This window comes from Acinetobacter seifertii, from assembly GCF_016064815.1.
In the GTDB taxonomy this organism is placed as follows: domain Bacteria; phylum Pseudomonadota; class Gammaproteobacteria; order Pseudomonadales; family Moraxellaceae; genus Acinetobacter; species Acinetobacter seifertii.
In genome coordinates this window covers 2,468,580-2,488,191 of sequence record NZ_CP065820.1, presented here as the reverse complement: position 1 = coordinate 2,488,191, position 19,612 = coordinate 2,468,580, and the positions used below count along the sequence as shown (strand labels likewise).

Annotated in this window: 20 protein-coding genes and 1 pseudogene; 8 read left to right on the top strand and 13 right to left on the bottom strand. The window is 40.2% G+C overall.

The features are described from left to right. Window position 1 precedes the first annotated feature (1 nt). Both I8T81_RS11530 and I8T81_RS11525 read left to right on the top strand, forming a co-directional pair. The gene (locus I8T81_RS11530; protein ID WP_151987811.1) at window positions 2-862 is read left to right on the top strand and encodes a transporter substrate-binding domain-containing protein; all 861 of its coding nucleotides are present in this window, start codon (window positions 2-4) and stop codon (window positions 860-862) included. 85 nt (window positions 863-947) lie between these two features. Further along, a complete protein-coding gene (locus tag I8T81_RS11525; RefSeq protein WP_198071220.1) occupies window positions 948-1,814 on the top strand; it encodes a cysteine ABC transporter substrate-binding protein in 867 nt (288 codons plus the stop codon). A 233-nt stretch (window positions 1,815-2,047) separates the two neighbouring features. On the opposite strand, the gene I8T81_RS11515 is transcribed toward I8T81_RS11525, so the two are convergent. Beyond that, window positions 2,048-2,983, bottom strand: coding sequence for a LysR family transcriptional regulator (locus I8T81_RS11515; protein WP_198071218.1), 936 nt, complete (start codon window positions 2,981-2,983; stop codon window positions 2,048-2,050). A gap of 91 nt (window positions 2,984-3,074) precedes the next feature. Between I8T81_RS11515 and I8T81_RS11510 the strand changes: the two genes are divergently transcribed. Beyond that, window positions 3,075-3,713: a LysE family translocator gene (locus I8T81_RS11510; RefSeq protein ID WP_198071217.1), complete on the top strand. Its 639-nt coding sequence runs from the start codon at window positions 3,075-3,077 to the stop codon at window positions 3,711-3,713. 375 nt (window positions 3,714-4,088) lie between these two features. On the opposite strand, the gene I8T81_RS11505 is transcribed toward I8T81_RS11510, so the two are convergent. From I8T81_RS11505 to I8T81_RS11485, 5 genes are all read right to left on the bottom strand, one after another. Next, the gene (locus I8T81_RS11505; protein WP_198071216.1) at window positions 4,089-6,050 is read right to left on the bottom strand and encodes a family 2A encapsulin nanocompartment cargo protein cysteine desulfurase; all 1,962 of its coding nucleotides are present in this window, start codon (window positions 6,048-6,050) and stop codon (window positions 4,089-4,091) included. Continuing rightward, on the bottom strand, window positions 6,025-6,957 hold the full coding sequence (locus tag I8T81_RS11500; RefSeq protein ID WP_001107602.1) for a family 2A encapsulin nanocompartment shell protein: 933 nt from the start codon (window positions 6,955-6,957) through the stop codon (window positions 6,025-6,027). The genes I8T81_RS11505 and I8T81_RS11500 overlap by 26 nt, the downstream gene beginning before the upstream one ends. Before the next feature lie 235 nt (window positions 6,958-7,192). Then, window positions 7,193-8,134: a serine O-acetyltransferase EpsC gene (epsC, locus tag I8T81_RS11495; RefSeq protein ID WP_198071215.1), complete on the bottom strand. Its 942-nt coding sequence runs from the start codon at window positions 8,132-8,134 to the stop codon at window positions 7,193-7,195. A gap of 18 nt (window positions 8,135-8,152) precedes the next feature. Further along, window positions 8,153-8,662, bottom strand: a complete 510-nt coding sequence (locus I8T81_RS11490) for a rhodanese-like domain-containing protein (protein ID WP_077164105.1) — start codon at window positions 8,660-8,662, stop codon at window positions 8,153-8,155. 238 nt (window positions 8,663-8,900) lie between these two features. Continuing rightward, complete coding sequence (locus tag I8T81_RS11485; RefSeq protein ID WP_198071214.1) at window positions 8,901-9,638, bottom strand: SDR family oxidoreductase; 738 nt, start codon at window positions 9,636-9,638, stop codon at window positions 8,901-8,903. 126 nt (window positions 9,639-9,764) lie between these two features. On the opposite strand from I8T81_RS11485, the gene I8T81_RS11480 reads away from it, so the two are divergent. Further along, window positions 9,765-10,685, top strand: coding sequence for a LysR family transcriptional regulator (locus I8T81_RS11480; RefSeq protein WP_151761750.1), 921 nt, complete (start codon window positions 9,765-9,767; stop codon window positions 10,683-10,685). Between the two features lie 37 nt (window positions 10,686-10,722). Here I8T81_RS11480 and yghU read toward each other — a convergent pair whose 3' ends face one another. The 3 genes from yghU to I8T81_RS11465 all read right to left on the bottom strand — a co-directional run bounded on the left by yghU (window position 10,723) and on the right by I8T81_RS11465 (window position 13,271). Next, on the bottom strand, window positions 10,723-11,583 hold the full coding sequence (gene yghU, locus I8T81_RS11475; protein WP_198071213.1) for a glutathione-dependent disulfide-bond oxidoreductase: 861 nt from the start codon (window positions 11,581-11,583) through the stop codon (window positions 10,723-10,725). Window positions 11,584-11,616: 33 nt separating this feature from the next. Continuing rightward, entirely contained in the window at window positions 11,617-12,243 is a 627-nt protein-coding gene (gene yfcF, locus I8T81_RS11470) for a glutathione transferase (protein ID WP_198071212.1), read from the bottom strand. Between the two features lie 122 nt (window positions 12,244-12,365). Further along, window positions 12,366-13,271: a LysR family transcriptional regulator gene (locus I8T81_RS11465; protein WP_198071211.1), complete on the bottom strand. Its 906-nt coding sequence runs from the start codon at window positions 13,269-13,271 to the stop codon at window positions 12,366-12,368. 107 nt (window positions 13,272-13,378) lie between these two features. On the opposite strand from I8T81_RS11465, the gene I8T81_RS11460 reads away from it, so the two are divergent. After that, entirely contained in the window at window positions 13,379-13,810 is a 432-nt protein-coding gene (locus I8T81_RS11460) for a CidA/LrgA family protein (protein WP_198071210.1), read from the top strand. A gap of 12 nt (window positions 13,811-13,822) precedes the next feature. After that, window positions 13,823-14,512 (top strand): LrgB family protein, encoded by a 690-nt coding sequence (locus I8T81_RS11455; RefSeq protein ID WP_002157453.1) that lies wholly within the window; start codon window positions 13,823-13,825, stop codon window positions 14,510-14,512. 7 nt (window positions 14,513-14,519) lie between these two features. Here the strand turns inward: I8T81_RS11455 and pdxR are convergent, their stop codons facing one another. Continuing rightward, window positions 14,520-16,010 (bottom strand): MocR-like pyridoxine biosynthesis transcription factor PdxR, encoded by a 1,491-nt coding sequence (gene pdxR / locus I8T81_RS11450; RefSeq protein WP_198071209.1) that lies wholly within the window; start codon window positions 16,008-16,010, stop codon window positions 14,520-14,522. Window positions 16,011-16,124: 114 nt separating this feature from the next. Here pdxR and I8T81_RS11445 point away from each other — a divergent pair, with 114 nt between their 5' ends. Continuing rightward, complete coding sequence (locus I8T81_RS11445) at window positions 16,125-16,760, top strand: FMN-binding negative transcriptional regulator (RefSeq protein ID WP_198071208.1); 636 nt, start codon at window positions 16,125-16,127, stop codon at window positions 16,758-16,760. A gap of 42 nt (window positions 16,761-16,802) precedes the next feature. Continuing rightward, complete coding sequence (locus I8T81_RS11440) at window positions 16,803-17,396, top strand: GNAT family N-acetyltransferase (protein ID WP_198071207.1); 594 nt, start codon at window positions 16,803-16,805, stop codon at window positions 17,394-17,396. Window positions 17,397-17,399: 3 nt separating this feature from the next. On the opposite strand, the gene I8T81_RS11435 is transcribed toward I8T81_RS11440, so the two are convergent. The 3 genes and pseudogenes from I8T81_RS11435 to I8T81_RS11425 all read right to left on the bottom strand — a co-directional run. After that, window positions 17,400-18,392, bottom strand: coding sequence for an AraC family transcriptional regulator (locus I8T81_RS11435; protein WP_198071206.1), 993 nt, complete (start codon window positions 18,390-18,392; stop codon window positions 17,400-17,402). Between the two features lie 39 nt (window positions 18,393-18,431). Continuing rightward, window positions 18,432-19,262 (bottom strand): oxidoreductase, encoded by an 831-nt coding sequence (locus I8T81_RS11430; protein WP_198071205.1) that lies wholly within the window; start codon window positions 19,260-19,262, stop codon window positions 18,432-18,434. 187 nt (window positions 19,263-19,449) lie between these two features. Continuing rightward, window positions 19,450-19,602, bottom strand: a pseudogene (locus I8T81_RS11425) (MFS transporter); the annotation flags it as partial. Window positions 19,603-19,612: the final 10 nt, after the last annotated feature.

Sequence of the window (19,612 nt, the reverse complement as noted above, 5' to 3'; positions counted from 1 at the left end):
AATGTTTAAAGGTAATTCAATAAAAATATTAAGCAGTCTTGCCGTTGCTGGGGTGTTATTAACTGCATGTAGTAAAACGCCATCAACTGAACAGGCAAGTAATGCTCAAGCAGACCATTCTTTAGAGCAAGTCAAAAAAAATGGAGTTCTACGAGTTGCCGTTTTTGCCGATGATCCGCCGTTTGGTTTTGTAGATAGTGCAGGTAATAATCAGGGCTTTGATGTGGCTTTAGCAAAACGGGTGACCAAAGACTTGCTCGGTGATGAAAAGAAAGTTGAGTTTATTGTGACTGAAGCTTCAAATCGGGTGGAGTTTTTAAAATCAAACCGTGCCGATGTAGTATTCGCGACATTTACGGTAACGCCAGAACGTAAGGAAGTTGTCGATTTTGCTGAGCCTTATTTAAAAGGTGCTTTTGGTATAGTCTCACCTAAAGCCAAACCGATTACAGATATTGCCCAATTAGAAGGTAAGACCTTAATTGTAAATAAAGGCACAAGTTCAGATACCTACTTTACCAAGCATTATCCAAAAGTGAATTTACTCAAGTTTGAAAGAAATTCGGATGCCTTCAAAGCTTTAACCGATGGTCGTGGTGACGCAATCTCACAAGATAGTACTTATGCTTTGGCATGGGCCGCGAAGAACCCAAGTTATGTGGCGGGTATTCAGTCTATTGGTGATCAAGAGTTTATTGCACCAGCAGTTAAAAAGGGCAATACCCAATTATTGAATTGGCTCAATACTGAAATTAAGCAACTCAGAACAAGTGGTGAAATTAATAAAATTTATGATGAAACCTTGAAACCAATTTACGGTGACTCGGTCAATCCGAATGTGTTTTTAGATGTAGGCCAATAATTTTCGATATCGCTAGAGCAGTAGTGTCTACCAAGAGGCGCTGCTGTTTTAAATAAGACTTTTACAAGAACGATAGGGTGAAATAATGACAACATTAACATTGCAAAACGTGAAGCATATTTTAGCTGCGTCTTTACTGAGTTTAGGTTTAGTTGCATGTGACAAAGGAACTCAGTCTACTGAAAAAACGGCAGATATCACACAAACAGTGTCGAGTATTGAACAGATCAAAAAGAATGGCGTGGTACGAATTGGCGTATTTAGTGATAAACCGCCGTTTGGATATTTAGATGCTCAAGGTAAAAATCAAGGTTTTGATGTAGAAATTGCTAAGCATGTTGCGAAAGATCTGCTGGGTGATGAAAACAAAGTTGAGTTTGTTTTAACTGAAGCGGCTAACCGTGTCGAATATTTAAAAGCCAATAAAGTAGATATTATTTTTGCCAACTTTACTGTTACACCAGAACGTAAAGAAGTTGTCGATTTTGCTAAGCCTTACCTAAAAGTGGCACTAGGTGTGGTTTCTCCTAAAAGTCATCCGATTACTGATGTGGCTCAACTTAAAGATAAAACTTTACTGGTAAACAAAGGTACAACGGCTGATTCATTCTTCACCAAGACTCATCCTGAAATTAAGCTACAAAAGTATGAGCAAAACACTGAAACTTTTGATGCTTTAAAAGATGGTCGTGGTGCTGCGCTTGCACATGATAACTTGCTGGTTTTAGCTTGGGCTAAAGAAAATCCAAATTACACGGTTGGCATTACTAATTTAGGTGAGCAGGACTTAATTGCACCCGCAGTGAAAAAGGGTGATAAAGAGTTGCTGGATTGGTTGAACCAAGATTTAGAGAAACTGGCGAAAGAAGGCGTGATTCATCAGGCTTATGAAAAAACGTTAAAACCAGTCTATGGCGATACGATTAATCCAAAAGATTTATTGGTTGAATAATTCTAATAAAGAGGACTCTAGATAGGATTTGCTTGAGCTAAGGTTCATCTACAGCCTGCCCATAATCTATAAAGTTAATGTTTTTGCAATATTTTTTATAGATGTAAACAGTGGTCAGGTTCTGTAGATGAGAAAGTTTTTTGGTTACTTTTTTCAAAAAAAGTAACAGAATTAGCTGCTTACTTTAGAGATTTAAAAGTAGGATTCCATCGTGCTAATTCCTTGACTTTGTATTACTTTAACTTAAATAAAGTCGGCTCTGCTGCTAGTTTATCTGCCAAATATTGAATCAACACACTCAATTTAGGTGGGACATGCCGTGTCGGTGGGTAAAGTAACCACAGCCCACCACTATAATAGGTCTTAAAATACCAATCTGGTAAAACCTGAACTAAGGTACCTTGTTGTAGCGCATAGCGTGCAACGAAGTACGGCAAGCTCGCAATACCTAAATGCTGTAATGCGGCACTTAAACGCACACCCGTATGGTTTGCTGCATAACGCCCACGCACAGCCACACTTATCGATTTATTTCCTTGCTGAAATTTCCATTTTGAGTCACTGGCTTGTTCGCCCAAGTAAATACATTCATGCTGCTTTAAATCATGAGGGTGGTTCGGAGTGCCATGCTTTGCCAAATATTCAGGCGTAGCACAAACCAAGTGATCAATATCAATGAGTTTTCGACCCATAAGGCCACCTGGTGGTTGCTCTGTAATTCGAAGTGCTAGATCAACTCCATCATCAATGAGATCTACATAACGATCTTCTAAAAGCATTTGTATATCAATTTTAGGGTAACGTCTTAAAAATTCGGGTAAATGCGGATGAATCATAAAATGCCCCACAGCTTTCGGAACACTCATGCGAATAATACCTTCTGGCTCGACATGAAATTGGCCCGAACTTTCCATGACTGCTTGTGCCGCATTCACCATATCTAAGCAACGTTGATAAACCTGTTGTCCGCTTTCACTTAAACGAAGTTTCCGCGTAGTTCGATAGAGTAAGCGGGTGCCTAAAGCACGTTCTAAACGGGCAATCGCACGACTAACAGCAGAAGGTGTTGTACCAAGCTGGCGGGCCGTTTCAGAAAAACTTTCCGACTCGACAACCTTAACGAAAGTCGCCATTTCATTTAACAGAACCAGACTTTGATTTGTGCTCATGAGGCAAAAGTTATTTGGATTTTGATTGGATTATCGCGTTTAAAAAATCGCAATACAATCTTTTAGGTGATTTTCAGGAAACTAAATTGTTATGTGGCAGTTGTATGGACATGAGTTTTTAACGCTAGCTCTTATTCACTTTATGGCGGTGATTTTACCGGGACCAGATTTTGTGATTACGGTAAGACAAAGTGTTCGTTATGGCTATTTGATTGGATGTCTAACCGCAATTGGTATTGGTGTCGGGATTTCAGTCCATGTGTTTTATACACTTGTTGGTATTGGCTTTTTGATTCAACAAAGTGAATGGCTCATGTCACTGATCAGAACAGCAGGGGCAGCTTACTTAGTGTATTTAGGGTGGCAGTGTTTACGTAGCCAGCCGAATACCAATATTGAGATTAATGGCCAAGCAGACAGTGATACACCGAGTTTATTTAAAGCTTTTACAATGGGTTTTCTTACCAATGCGTTAAACCCCAAAGCCACTATCTTTTTTCTGGCAATTTTTACGACGATTGTAAGTACGACCACTCCGATGAAAGTTCAGGTTTTTTATGGGATTTGGATGTGTATGGTTAATGCCATTTGGTTTATGGTGGTGAGTGTACTGTTTGCTCAGCCTATTGTACGTAAAAGATTTTTAGAGTTTGGGGTTTATTTTGAGCGGGTAATGGGAGTTTTATTAATTGGGATTGCATTGAGATTGATTTGGGGATTGTTTAATTAAGTTGGTTTTATTTATAAGTGGATGGGCTGTCACGACGGAGTCTTACCGTTTATACATCAGAAGAACGAAGCTAATTCTGTTACTTTTTTTGGAAAAAGTAACCAAAAAACTTTGTCATCTACAGAACCTGTTCACTGTTTTCATCTATCAAAAAATGTTGCAAAAACATTATTTTTATAAATTATGGGCAGGCTGTAGATGACTCTTAGCTCGAGCCGAAGGCTAATTCAGAAATTGAATTTAAAATAATAAGATTCCTCCGTGATAGCTACTTTGACTTGTTCCTATATATAACTTTAGAGCTCAAGTAGTTTTAATAAATAATCCATAAAAAAAGACCGCTCAAAAGCAGTCTTTTCTAGTCTAGAAATAGATTTAATTGCTACGTCTATTACGCGTCAGTTGATGTAACACCGACACCAATAAATCAATTTCTTCAGTCGTATTATAAAAAGCCAAAGACGGACGCACGGTTTGTTCTACACCAAAACGGCGTAAAATTGGCTGTGCACAGTGATGCCCAGAACGTACCGCAATGCCATGTTGATTTAACGCTTTACCGACTTGTTCAGTTGAATAGCCTTGTAAGGTAAAGGACATAACACTGGCTTTGTGATGTGCAGTTCCGATCAAACGTAAACCTGACACACTGCTCAGTGCATTTTGACCATATTCGAGTAGATCATGTTCATAGCGAGCAATGTTATGAATGCCTAGACTTTCGACATATTCAAGCGCAGCACCCAAACCAACAGCATCGGCAATGTTTCCAGTTCCAGCTTCAAACTTGTTTGGTGCAGGTTGGTAAACTACTTGTTCGAAGGTCACATCCTGAATCATGTTACCGCCGCCTTCCCAAACAGGCATGCTTTCTAGCAACTCTGGTTTTGCATAAACCGCGCCAATACCCGTCGGCCCAAACACTTTATGTCCAGAAAACACAAAAAAGTCCGCATCGAGAGCTTGTACATCGGTAGGGATGTGCGAAACAGATTGCGCACCATCAACTAAAACACGTACACCTTTGGCATGCGCAATTTTAATGACTTCAGCAACAGGTGTGACTGTGCCTAAAGCATTCGAAACTTGAGTAATCGACAGCAGTTTAGTGCGTTCATTAATCAGTTTTGGTAATTCTTCTAAAATAATCTGGCCTGTGTCATCCACAGGAATGACTCTTAATTTTGCTCCAGTTTTTTTTGTGAGTTGATACCAAGGCACAATATTGGCATGGTGTTCTAAGTGAGAAACGATAATTTCATCACCTTCACCAATATTTTGCTCACCCCATGTTTTTGCAATCAGGTTAATACCTTCGGTTGTCCCTCGAACAAAAATAATTTCTTTAGAAGAGGGTGCACCAATAAATCGGGCAACTACATTTCTTGCATGCTCATAGGCGTCGGTTGCACGAGCTGCTAACTCATGTGCAGCACGGTGAATATTTGAGTTTTCATGCTGATAAAAATAAGCAATCCGATCAATCACGCGCTGCGGTTTTTGTGTGGTCGCAGCATTATCCAACCAGACCAGAGGACGACCATTTACGCGTTCCTGTAAAATTGGGAAATCACGACGTATAGCATGTACATCGAGTGGTTGAGCACTGCTTGCGACAAAAGTGGGTTGTGATGGTTGATAGTGACTATAACTTTGTCCAGTTTGAGGCAAGTCTAAAAAATAAAATGCAGAGCTTGCCGAACTTTGGGGAGGCGTGTTCGTTGCAAAACGATTTTCCGTCAGTAATGACTTCAGCTGGTTACCATGTGGCAATTGAAAAGACTGTGCAACCGAATAATTATCTTCAACACCTTTAACAGACGGTTCTGCTGCATTTGGAGCAGAAAAATCATTTAAAAAATAATAAGGTGATTCAGCTGCACCAGTGGGTAAGTTTGGTTCAATGCGTGGCACATTAGGTTCACTATGAGCAGCTTGTGGCAAATGTGGCTCAAATGGTGGGCGCGGCAAATTAGCTCCACCAACCACAGGCGCAGACGCTACAATTCGACGTTCAGGGTAGTCTGGCAAATTTGGAATATGCTCAGGATATTCCGGATTAAGACTTTTCTGAAAGGCGATATTGGGCGCACGACCACTGAGAGCAGAGAATGGTTCACCCGGTTGTGGAGGGTGCGGTGGCGCTCCGACAGGTAAGTCCAAGTTAAGGCCCGATGGAGAAGCTGAACTGCTTGAGCTTGGTAATGCTGAAAAAAACTCATTAGCAAGTCGAGCAATGGTGGACTCATCAGGGAAGTTGGCTGGTGGGTTAACACCAGTCACTTCAGGCCCTGTTGGACTACCTTGCAGATTACTTGTAGTTAACTGGGTAGTCATGATATTTGTCCACCTCCACATCATCTAATACTGCCAACGCATCATCAGTGAGTACTGCAAGTGAGCAATATAATGAGATTAGATACGACGCAATCGCGTTACGGTTGATTCCCATAAAGCGTACTGAAAGCCCTGGTGACTGTTCACCAGCAAGACCTGGTTGGAACAAACCAACAATCCCTTGACGCTTTTCACCAACACGAAGCAGCAAGATTTTAGTTTTGCCATCTTCTACAGGAATTTTATTTGATGGAATGAGTGGAATACCGCGCCATGTAATGAATTGCGAACCAAATAAGCTAACCGTTGGAGGCGGTACACCACGGCGTGTACATTCACGGCCAAATGCTGCAATTGCATCAGGATGTGCTAGGAAAAATCCCGGTTCTTTCCAGACTTTACGTAGCAAATCATCAAGATCATCTGGAGTAGGTGGGCCATTTAAAGTCGAAATACGTTGGTCATCTGTCACACTTGCCAGTAAACCGTATTCGGGGTTATTGATAAGCTCACTTTCTTGACGTTCTTTAATGGTTTCAATCGTTAAACGAAGCTGTTCTTTAATTTGGTCGTGTGGGCTGCTGTAAAGGTCAGCAACACGTGTATGTACATCTAAAACAGTAGACACACCATTTAAAAAGTATTCGCGTGGCTCTGGGTCATAATCAACAAAAGTTTGAGGTAAAGTGGCTTCATCACGTTGTGTGCAAGCGACTTGAATATCATCGGTATTATTTACACGGTTTAAGCGATAAATACCTGCTTCAACAGGAAGCCATTGAAGTAAGTGAGTCAGCCATCGGGGAGTGATCGTAGAAAGTTGGGGAGCTGTCTTGGTCGCATTGGCTAGTTGACGCGCTGCGTGATCCCCAAGTGCAAGTTGGGCTTTGTCTGTATTTTTCGCCATGAATCATTTTTCCTTATTACATTGGCTTTTTGAAAATAAAAATTCTAGGGTGCATATAAACTAGAATTAGTTCTGGTTTAAAATTAAAATAGCGTTGTAATTTAAATACTGAGCTTATTAATGAGTTATCTATTTTCTAAATAAAAATATATTTAAACTAGAAATAAGCATTTTATTAATCTGCACGTTCTTTGTTTATTTATCTCCTTATCTATTTATTTCACATCTATAGTGTTTAACCGGCAATATGATTTTTTTGATAAGACTCATTAGGAGACTGTAAAATCTGACTACCTGCTGCAACACTATGCGTAAGCCAGACATTTCCCCCAATAATGGACCCTCGACCAATCGTAATACGGCCTAAAATAGTCGCGCCTGCATAGATCACCACGTCATCTTCAACAATTGGATGGCGTGTATAATCTTTTTTCAAAGCACCATCATCATTGGTTTCAAAGCGTTTTGCTCCAAGAGTTACTGCCTGATAAATACGGACACGCTCTCCAATCACACAAGTTTCACCAATCACCACACCAGTACCATGATCGATGAAGAATCCTTTACCGATTTTTGCACCCGGATGAATATCAATACCCGTTGCAGAATGCGCTAACTCGGAAATAATGCGAGACAATAAAGGCACTTGGGCATACAGTTGATGCGCAATTCGATGATGAATAATCGCAAATATGCCCGGATAGCAAAGTAATACCTCATCCACACTATGCGCCGCTGGATCGCCTTCATAAGCAGCACGCACATCGCCGTCTAAAAGACGTCGTATAGAGGGCAAGGTGTTGGCAAAATCCTGCACAATATTTTGAGCAAGTTCTTGTGGCTGCTGGTCTGTGCTTGAATGACCCAAATGACGTTTTGCTTCATAATTTAAAGCCAGTTGTACTTGAGCATGTAAGGCTGTCAGTACCCGATTTAAAGTATAGGCAATATAAGAATCTTCAGTTTCTTGACGTAAGTCGGCAGGGCCTAAACGCATTGGAAATAAAATTCCGCACAGGTCATCTAAAATAGCTTTTAAAGCTTCTTTAGATGGAAGTTCACGGCCCCCAAATTCTTTGGTCCTGTGTTGCTGCTGACGCCAGTCATGCCTTGCTTGTTGTAAACCTTGTACAACAGCATTAATGTTCCATTGAGTCACAAGCTTTCCTTGATTCACTGAAAATTGATTAAAATATTAGTCTTGTTGCCAAGGAAGTTGATGGATGCGCCAGCCATTTTTCTGGTTACGTTGTTGCTTATCATCTAAGTCGCCTTCGAAGCCTTCAAGAACGTTATAAATATGCTCAAAACCAGCATTAAATGCGGCCTCGGCAGCTTGTGCTGAGCGGTTGCCACTACGACATAACAAAAGAATGGTTTTGTCTTTACCAACTTTTGATTCGAGTTCTTTTAAAAAGCGTGGATTACGGTTAAACGATGTGCCAGTTGCCCAAGCGACATGAACACTTTCAGGGACATAACCCACAAATTTACGTTCTTCATTGGTACGCACATCAACTAAAACAGCTTCTCCTTGTTGTACGAGCTGCCATGCGTCAACAGGAGATAAACTGCCACTAAAATTTAGTTCGTGTTCTTGTGCGTATTGCTGTGCTTGAGAAAGAATTTCTTGGGCTGAAAAAGATGTATTTGAACCATTTGAGATAAAGCTTTGAGGGGCTTCTGTATTTAATTTAGCATTCATTGAATATATCCTTATCTTCGATTCAGATTGTTATTGTTCAATTTACGCGTTTTTAAATATAAGCAAAAATAAGGAATATCTATTTATATATATTATTTTGATAAATAAGAATGGGGGATATTTTTATAAAAAAGTATTAATTAAGCTTATATAGTTTTTTAATTGAAATTCATGGAATAATCATTTTAATAGTTAAGAAAACCGTGTGAATTAAAAATAATCCACACGGTTTTAAAAATTAAGCAAATCCACCATTTACTCGAACGACTTGTGAATTTATCCAACATCCATCTGGGCCAGCTAGCATGGCAACTACACTAGCAATTTCTTCAGGTGTTCCGATTCTTTCCAAGGGAGCGAGTTTTGCAATTGCTGCCACTTGCTCATCAGTTTTTCCATTATAAAAAAGGTCAGTTCCTGTCGGGCCGGGCGCAACTGCGTTTACAGTAATATTTCGGCCGCGTAACTCATTTGCTAACACATGGACCAAACCTTCTACACCTGCTTTTGAAGCAATATAAGGACCATAGGCCGGAAAAGATTTGGCAATTACACTGGTTGAAAGCGTAATAATCCGACCACCATCTGGCACCGTTTCGGCTGCATGCGCCAAAATTAAAAAAGCGCCACGTAAATTGGTATGAATTACTTTATCGAAATCTGGCAGACCTTCAGGTGTAATTTTTGCCATAGGCATAATGCCGGCACTATGAACTACCACATCTAATTGACCGTTAATGGCTTTAGCTTCTTGAAATAAACGACTCACCTCATGTTCATTTGCAACGTCTGCTTGAATAGCTGAGGCTTGACCACCTTGCTGAATAATATGATCTACAGTTGCTTGGGCATGCACCTTATTGCCTGCATAGTTAACAATCACATAAAAGCCATCTTGAGCTAAACGCTCAGCAATAGCACGACCAATACCACGTGATGCGCCAGTAACAAGAGCTGTCTTTTTTGAAATATTCATTTTTAGATTGCCTGTTTGAGTAGGTATGGCTTATTTTAATAATATAGAAATATGGGATAAATCTTGATAATTGGATAAGATAATTCCATATTTATTAATAATAGATAGGGTAAAAAAGAGAGCACTATGGATAAATTTGATACCTTGCAACTTTTTACCCGCATCGTAGAGCTGGGTAGTTTTAGTCAGGCATCCGATCAGCTAAATATCCCACGCGCTACAGCAAGTAATGCCATTAAAGAGTTAGAGAATAATTTGCAGTGTCGTTTGCTAGAGCGGACGACTCGGCATGTAAGACCATCACTAGATGGGCAGGCATTTTATGAGCGTTGTACACAAATATTATCGGAACTCGATGATGCCGAATCGTCTTTACGCAATGTAATTGCTCAGCCCCGTGGTTTATTACGTGTCGATTTATCTGGTGCGCATGCGACCAAAATTGTTTTACCCAATATCGACCAATTTCACGAGTTATATCCCGACATTGAACTCGTAATTAGTACAGGCGATCGTTTAGTTGATCTGATTCGGGAAGGGATAGATTGTGTGGTGAGAGCGGGCCGTTTAGACGATTCCACTTTAATTGCTAGACATTTGGTGGATATGCCACAAGTGATTTGTGCGAGTCCTAACTATTTAAATAAACATGGAACGCCTCAGCAACCAGAAGATTTGTTATCACACTATTGTGTCAATTTCTTTTCGACATCGGGTGGGCGGAATTATCCATTTGAATTGATGGTGAATGGTAAAAAACAAGATTATTTTTTGAAAAGCTGGATCGCTGTAAATGATGCTGAAAACTATGTATTATCTGCTTTACGTGGGGCAGGTTTAATTCAGGTCCCGCGCTATCATGTGGCGAATGAGTTAAAAGACGGACAACTGGTTGAGATTTTATCTGAATGGCAAATCCCGAAGATGTCAGTTTCTGCTTTATATCCGCAGCATCGGCAGCTCTCGCCACGCGTACGCGTTTTTGTCGCTTGGCTGAGTGAGTTATATACGAGTTATTTTACTAACTTTGAATACCCGCAAAAATGAAATATCTTGCGGGTGAGTCAAAAACTGAATGATATTTTTAAGACTGATTCTGCAATTTATCTTGAGTCTTGGTCTCAAAATCACTCGCATCATGGCGTTCATGCAACTGTGTAGCTAAATCACCAAAAGTGCGGTTGACCATACGACCACGTTGTACCGCAGGGCGCGCTAAAATCGCATCTGCCCAGCGTTGAACATTTTTATATTGATCGACACCTAAAAACTCCGCGCCGTTATACACCCAGTTTTTAACAAGACCGCCATACCAAGGAAATGTCGCAATATCGGCGATGCTATATTCAGAGCCTGCTAAATATTCATGCTTTGCTAGACGCTTATCTAACACATCAAGCAATCGTTTTGTTTCCAAGGCAAAGCGGTTAACTGCATATTCAATTTTAACAGGGGCATAAGCATAAAAATGCCCAAAACCGCCACCTAGGTAAGGTGCGCTGCCCATTTGCCAGAATAACCAATTAAGGCATTCAGTACGTGCAGCAATATCAGTTGGAATGAATGCTTTAAACTTTTCAGCCAAGTAAAGCAAAATTGAACCAGACTCAAACACTCTTAATGGCGGGTTTTGGCTATGGTCAACCAATGCTGGAATTTTAGAGTTGGGATTAATTTCTACAAAGCCACTGCCAAATTGCTGTCCTTCACCAATTTTAATCAGCCATGCATCATATTCAGCATCTTGATGTCCTAATGCTAAAAGTTCTTCTAGCAAAATAGTGACTTTTTGCCCATTAGGCGTTGCTAAAGAATAGAGCTGGAGCGGATGTTTCCCTACCGGAAGTGTATGCTCGTAACGCGCACCTGAGGTAGGTTGGTTTAAATCGGTTTTTTCTCCAGTCCATTGCCAAACTTGTGGAGGAATATAGTTTGAATCACTCATTTTTTATCTCGTGTTTGGTGTAAATATAAGGTTTTAGTTATGTCGCAAGGCAAGCCATTTTTGAACGCTCGGGCGTTGCCATTGCTGTAATGCATAGTTTTTTAAACGTTCTGGTACAGCATCACCATTTTGAATAAGGCGTTGCAACATCAGGGCAAGTTCAGCATCAACAATGCTCCATGAACCAAAAAGAAATTCGGCATCAGACGCAAGAAGTTTTTCTGCAACAAAGAAAAGTTTCTCAGCAGCTTTTTTGCCTTCTTCTGAAAGTGGAGTGGACTTGGGCTGAATAAAAATAACATCGGTTGGTCGTTCAGTTCTTAGTGCAACTAAGTCTGATCGGAGCCATGCCTGAATTTGTCTTGCTCTTGCGCGTGCTTGAATATCTTTTGGATAAATAGATGTGTTTGGATAAAGCTCTTCAAGATATTCCAAAATGGCAGATGATTCTGATAAGGCAAAATCATTGTGCTCAAGTACAGGCACTTTGGCAGTTAATGACTTTGCTACATAAGACTTTTCAAACTGGCCTTGTTGGCCTAAGTTGATGGTTGCTATTTCAAATGGAATTTGTTTTTCATGTAGCCCTACAAAAACTGTAAATGCATAGGGGCTTAGAAATTGTGAATCTGTGTACAGCTTAAAATGCTCGTTATTCATTGTTATTGTCCATGTCATAAAACAATCGAATCTAGTCTAAGTGAGCTAATCCAAGATTGGGTAGCTTTTTTGTGGAAAAGCTTTATCGGTTTTTGAATTAAAAGCTATTTCAGTGTTCAACGTTAGGGCTTAATGTGTTGAAAATGCTGACGAACAATACTAAGCCACGCCTGTACCGCTGGTGAGACAGGAAGATTCTTTTTCCAAGCCATCACTAAGTGCCACTGAATATTTGGTTTTTCGAGTGGCACTGCTGCAAATAAACTAGGGTCAAGCATGTCGGTATAATACTGTGGGAGAAGCGCAATCCCCATACGTTGTAGCACCATATCTGCCAACAGGTGCCATTGGCTGGTACGGCAAGCAATGGTTGGGTAAAAACCATGCTGCTTACAGGCATCGAGAATAATACTGTTTAAAGAGAAATTTTCAGGAAACATTAAAAATGATTGGTGTTGTAGCTCTTCTAAATTTATTTTTTTGCGGGTTGCCCAACTCGCATCCCGACGTAAAAGAACCATTAAAGGGTAGTTACATAGCTCAATGCTATTGAAAATTTGCGTATCAAAAGGCTGCAATAAAACGCCAACGTCTAGTTCATTGTTAAGCAAAGCTTGTTCAATACCGCGTGAACCAACCTCCATAAAAGCCAATTCAATATCTGGTAATTGCTGATGATAATCAAATAGGGCAGTCGTTAGGAGCTGGGAACCTAAGGGTGGAACGCCAAGTTTTAAAGTTCCTGTTTTTAATTGTTGGTAGTTTTCAATTTCAAGAAAGATGTTCTGTTCTGCCTGAAGAAGATCAATCGCATGTTGATAAATGCGTTCTCCAATTTCAGTTAACTCGATTTGTCTTTTACGGCCGTGATCGGGTTTAACCAAAAGCTGTACTTGAAGCTGTTCTTCAAGCTGCTGTAATATTTTACTAATAGTGGGTTGAGTCAGATACAACTCTTCAGCAGTACGGGTAAAACTTTTAGTTTTGACCAGAGTAACAAAGCACTGTAGTGATTTTAGAGAAAGCATAATAAAAAAATTATTCCATTTTGGAATAATATTAACATAAATAATTCATATTTGGCAGATTTAACCAAGATAGCATAATGGTGTAGTTAACCATTTAATTTCGCAAAATGAGTACTGAATCTGTTTCTGGAACACCCACACAACCTTCACTATTAGTTTTAGTTAAACAAATTTTGATTCTGGCTGGATTTTGGTGGGTCGGATATCTCTTACATCAAAAACTTGGCGTACCTGTCTCGGCAGGTATTTTAGGTATGTTTTTATTGCTTCTATGCCTGTTCTTTAAAATTATCAAAATGGATCAGGTGGCAATGGGAGCAACTGTTGTTTTAGGTGAACTGTTGCTGTTTTTCGTGCCCGTTGTAGTTGCCGTTGTTCAGTATAAAACCTTGTTTATGACCGAAGGATGGCAAATTGTCTTGAGCATTGCGGTAGGGACCATTTCGGTCATGCTCAGTACGTGCCTGACGATTCACTATTACAATCGTTTGAAAACTTATTTACAGGCCCGCAAACGTCTTCAACATAAGCATATCTAAAGAGCAAATGACATGAATATCTGGTCAATTCTTTGTCTGATCTGGACTTTGGCAGCCTATGTTGTAGCAAAGCGAATCTATCAAAAAAATCCAAAACTTTGGTTATCACCCGCGATTAGCGTGCCGGTACTCACCATCATTTTGATGACGATTTTTGGAATTTCCTATCAAACTTATGCAGAAGATACGCAGTGGATTGTTAATTTATTAGGGCCTGCAACGGTAGCTTTCGCTGTACCAATTTATCGCTATCGGGAAACGATTCGTAAAAACCTTGGAGTCCTTTCGATTGCGATTATTGTGGGGATGAGTGTAGGTGTGATGTCTGCCTATGAAATGGCACAGTGGTTCCACTTTAGCCCTGAAGTCACCAATAGTTTGATGGCACGCTCTATTTCCACGCCGTTTGCCATGATTTTAGCGGAAGATATTCACGGTTCGGCAGCGTTGGTTTCACTATTTACGGTCATTACTGGTTTGGTCGGTATGATTTGTGGGGATGCGATTTTAGCGATTACTAAAATCCGTTCTAATGTGGCAAATGGGGCAGCCTTTGGCAATGCAGCCCACGGTTTTGGTACAGTTAGAGCACAACAGCGTAATAGCGAAGAAGGTGTAATTGCCAGTTTAACCATGGTCATTGCAGGTATTTTAATGGTACTGATTGGACCATTTGCCATTCATCTATGGTTGCTGTTGTAGGTTTTATCTAACTTGATTTGTCATGTTGTTGAATAATCCTTGATAGTTTTTTGATGGCTTGTCTCATCAGTTCGGGTTCAAAATCGCCTAAGCCAACAATTAACCCCGGACGTTGTTGCTCTTTTGAAAATGTCGGTGAAATTGCTTTAATGGCAATGCCTGCATCGACTGCCGAGCTTGCAACCTCAATGTCATTAATATGATGAGCAAGCCATAACACCATATGCATGCCTTGATCGCCTGGTTGTAACCAAGCCAGTTCTTGAGGTATGTATTTTTCAATCAAGCCAATAATGTATTCACGGACTTCTGCATAGACATTTCGAGTCCGTCGAATATGCCGTTCTAAATAACCTTCTTGAATAAAAGCAGCTAAAACATGTTGGTCGGCAGCAGGTGGGTGTCGATCAATTAATACTCTTAGCCCACAAAAAGGTGCCACCAATTCTTTAGGCAACACGGCATAGCCAAGTCTAAGTGATGGAAATAGGACTTTACTGAAAGTCCCAAGATAAATGACTTGGTCGGGTGCCATGCCTTGCAAAGAAGGGAAGGGCTGACCGTTATAACGGAGTTCACTGTCATAGTCATCTTCAATTATCCATGCATTTTGCTGTTTTGCCCAAGTCAATAAAGCCGTACGTCTTGCTAGACTCATCGGCATGCCAAGCGGATATTGGTGAGACGGTGTCACAAAAGCAGCACGTGCATGTTTAGAAAGCTTAATTCCAGTTTCAACCTGAATGCCTTCTTCATCGACAGGAATACGTATCATCCGAATGTTTTGTACAGTATGTTCAAAAATAGCTGTTGTACCCCGATAAGCTGGATCTTCAATCCAAACTTCATCTTTTGCTTCAAATAAAATCTGGCTGCAAATATAAAGTGATTGCTGAATACCGGGAGTAATCACAATTTGATCAGGTTCACAGTGGACAGAGCGTGATCGGCGTACATAGTCTGCTATAGCAATTCTTAGTGATAGCACGCCTTGAGGCTCGCCATAACCCGAAGGAGTACCAGCACCTCGAGATCTAAATTTATTACCAAACTTACGCCAAATATCACTCGGTTGGGTGCGGGCAATCGGGACAGACACTGCAAAAGGGGCGTGAGGAAGTGGTTTAAACTCTTTAAGCACTTGGGCATAAGAACGTGCTGATTTGGTCAACGGTATTGGGCTAGGTGTGGTTTCTTTTTGAGAATGTTGCGGCGTAGTTTTTTTAGTTAAAGCATGAGACACATAGGTGCCAGTTCGTGCTTGAGAGTCAAATACACCTTCAGCTAAAAGCTGATCGTAAGCTTCGATAATCGTTCCGCGAGCGACCCCAAGTGTTAGAGCCAGTTCACGTGAAGAAGGCAACGGATCGCCGGGCTGTAAATCACCACTTTGTACAGCTTCACGCAAAGCTTGGGTCAGTTGAGCACTTATCTTTCCTTGGCTTTTATTAATCTTTGCAATCGACGGAAGTTCTACAACTTTTGCCATTCTTGCCATAATTCTGGTCTACTTAAAAAAATACAAAGTGGTTCTTTTTAATAAACCACAGAAACCAGAAAATTTACAACACAAAATATAAATAACCCTGAGATTTACAGTGAGGTTTTAGCCATGTATATCCCTGATGATTATGCAGAAAACCGTTTGGATGTATTGCATTCTCTTATTAGCGAATATCCGTTTGGTGTGCTTTTTACGCTTGGAAGTAATGGCTTAGATGCAAACCATCTTCCATTCGAATTACAGGCAAGCGAAGGGGAATTGGGTGTACTACGTGCGCATGTGTCTAGAGTTAATCCAGTCTGGCAAGACATTACAAATGGAGATGAGGTGTTGGTCGTGTTTCAAGCAGGCGATGCTTATATTTCACCAAACTGGTACCCATCCAAACATGAACAGCACAGACAAGTACCGACATGGAACTATAGGGTTGTGCATGCATATGGCAAAGTAACCATTCAAGATGATGAACGTTACGTTCGTGGGGTTGTGGCTCGTTTAACTCGTACTCATGAAGCATCTCAACCTGAACCATGGAAAATGTCTGATGCACCAAAGGACTATCTTGAACCGATGTTAAAAGCCATTGTCGGTATTGAGATTGAAATTACCAAGTTACGAGGAAAATCAAAACTTGGGCAAAACAAAGAACGTCGAGATATTTTGGGAGCGGCAGATGGCCTATCGAAATCTGGTCATCAAACCATAGCAGACGCTATGTATAGTGTGGCTGAGTTAAATAAATAATTTTGAAAATATAAAACTTTAATATCAATTAAGGAGACAAAGATGTCTTTTACTACACCTGTTGAGTTGGTAGGTGAGCACGTTATTTTAAAGCCCTTAGACTTAACTCAAGCTGAATCACTGGCAGAGGCTGTTTGCGATGGGGAACTCTATAATCTTTGGTATACCCGTGTGCCAAGACCTGAACAAATGGCTGCTGAAATTGAAAGACGTCTCGGTTTGCAAAGTTCTGGTTCTATGTTGCCTTTTTATATTGAAGACAGAAAAACAGGGCGAGCGTTGGGTATGACAACTTTAATGCATATTGAGGAAGCCCATCGCCGTGTAGAAATTGGTTCGACGTGGTACAGAAAATCTGCACAGCGTTCGCCTGTAAATACTGAGTGTAAAAAGCTATTGTTGGCTCATGCATTTGAGACTTTAAACTGTATTGCGGTTGAGTTAAGGACATCTTCTTTAAATGTTCAAAGCCAAGCCGCGATTGTACGCTTGGGTGCAAAGCTAGATGGTGTGCTAAGAAGCCATCAAATTGTAAAAGATGATATTTTACGGGACACTCACGTTTACAGCATTTTGAAACATGAGTGGCCTGCGGTTCGCCAAAATCTGGAATGGATGTTGAATAAACCGCGTTAGGAATTAATGCATAAGTCTATATTCCTGCGGAGTATTACCCGTCCAGTTTTTAAATGCTCTGCTAAAAGAATTGTGCTCTTGAAAGCCCAATAGAAATGAAATTTCACCTGTACTCATTGATGACTTTTCTAAGTAATGTTGGGCAAGAGATTGACGTGTCGCATCTAAAAGCGTTTTAAAATTAGTTTGCTCTTCTAAAAGTAGCCGTTGTAGCGTACGTTTGCTCATCGTGAGTCGTTGAGCAACATCTTCTATCGTACACAGCCCAGCAGGTAGATTTTCTAAAAGTATAGCTTTAACTTTTTCGCTAACTGTTGCATCTTCATCAAGCTGTATAAGACTACGTTGCAAGTTTGGCTCGAAAAAAGACCACATGGTCGGGTTGGCTGTTAAAAAAGGACGTTCAGCATCTTGGCGTGAAAAGACAATCGAAATGTGTTCACTTTTTTGTGGAAGTACGCCAAAAAATGTTTTGTACTCTGCCAGATGACTAGGTAAATCGGGCAGTGTAACTTTCAAAGGTATAACCTGATGTCTTGTACATATTCTTGCTAATTGAGCAAAAAAGACCAGTTCTGACATGGCAAGGCTTTGAGGCGTTGGCGTAGATACATTATAAAATTTGAGTTCTAGCGTTGTAGTGTCGTTATCAATTGCTATTTGTAACTGCATTGGCCCAACGAGTCTTTTAAATTCAGATAGACGCTGTATCGCAATATTAAAGTTTGGACTACAAATACAGGCAAAAATCGCTGGGTCAAACAGTTCAACTGTAATCATTTGACCAATTTTTAAAGGTAAGTCATTTATTCCAGCAAGTTGTTCAATTGCGTGCCAAAAATTGAAATATTGAACAGGCGTAAGGCTTGCATCTTTACGGTTGAATAAATCAAGCGGTAGAGATGCCAAACGTAATGCATCTTCAAGATTTATGCCTAGGTCGTTTAGTAATAACTTCCAGTTGGTATTTAGGGCAAAATTTGAAGCATATTTCATTTGAGCATCTCAACATTAAACTTATATAGGGCACTTCATTTATTTAATAACTGACATCACCATACGATCAAACACACGGTCACCAAACCATTTACGTACAAATATCATCAGTTTGGCATATTTACCACCCACATAGCGTGTTTTAGGTGAGGATGCATGAACGGCTTTCATGAGCATATCAACGACAACTTGCACGTCTGAAAGTGCGCCTTTTTCAACAGAGGTATGTGTTGCATTAGCAACTGCCGTCGCCATGTGGCTATACGCACTTTGTCCTGAACGTTCCAGCATAGGTTGGATCATTACATCTGCAAATTCAGTTGCGATAGCACCGGGTTCAATGACCACAACATCAATATTAAATGATTTTAACTCTAAACGTAGACAGTCAGACCAACCTTCAACAGCATGTTTACTCGCATGATACCAACTACCAAGTGGTGTATAAATTTTCCCGCCCATTGATGAAATATTGATAATTCGACCCTGCATTTTTTTACGCATACTAGGCAAAACCTTTTGGGTTAAATAGGCCATACCAAACAGATTCACTTCAAATTGATAGCGTGCATCGGCAAGGGTAGTATCCTCCATAGCACCATACATGCCAAAGCCCGCACAGTTAATTAAAATATCAACACCATAGGTTTCTTTTTCATTAGTTTTCACAACTTGGTCGATATCATCCTGATTGGTAATATCCATTTTTAATGTATGAGCACCAAGTGTTTTTAGTTCTTGCATAGCATCAACGCGACGGGCAACGGCATAAACAGTTGCACCTTCTTTGAGTAATGCTTTGGTAAATGCTTTTCCCATACCAGATGATGCGCCTGTGATGAGAACGATTTTTTCTTTAACTGTGTTCATATTCTGTCTCTCAACTAAAGTTTTAAGGAACTTGCTTTTCGATAGAGACATCATAGAAATTTGAACAGTATTCATCCAAATCGAATGGCGACAAGGTTTAATCAAAGTGCGCCAAATTGTAGTAAAGATCATTTATTAGAAATAGAAAGATAAACTCTGCATAAAGCGAAAGCTTTTTTTTGCTTAATCATGATGAACATATGGCAATTAATAACCACGGGATTAAAGCCATATTCATTGCTTTCCAGCCAAATAAATCGAGTAAAGCATCTTCGCTAAAAGAAAAAATTAAGCCGACAACAAAAACAGTCATGTCGTTAATGGCTTGGGCCTTGATTCTAAGAGGCTGG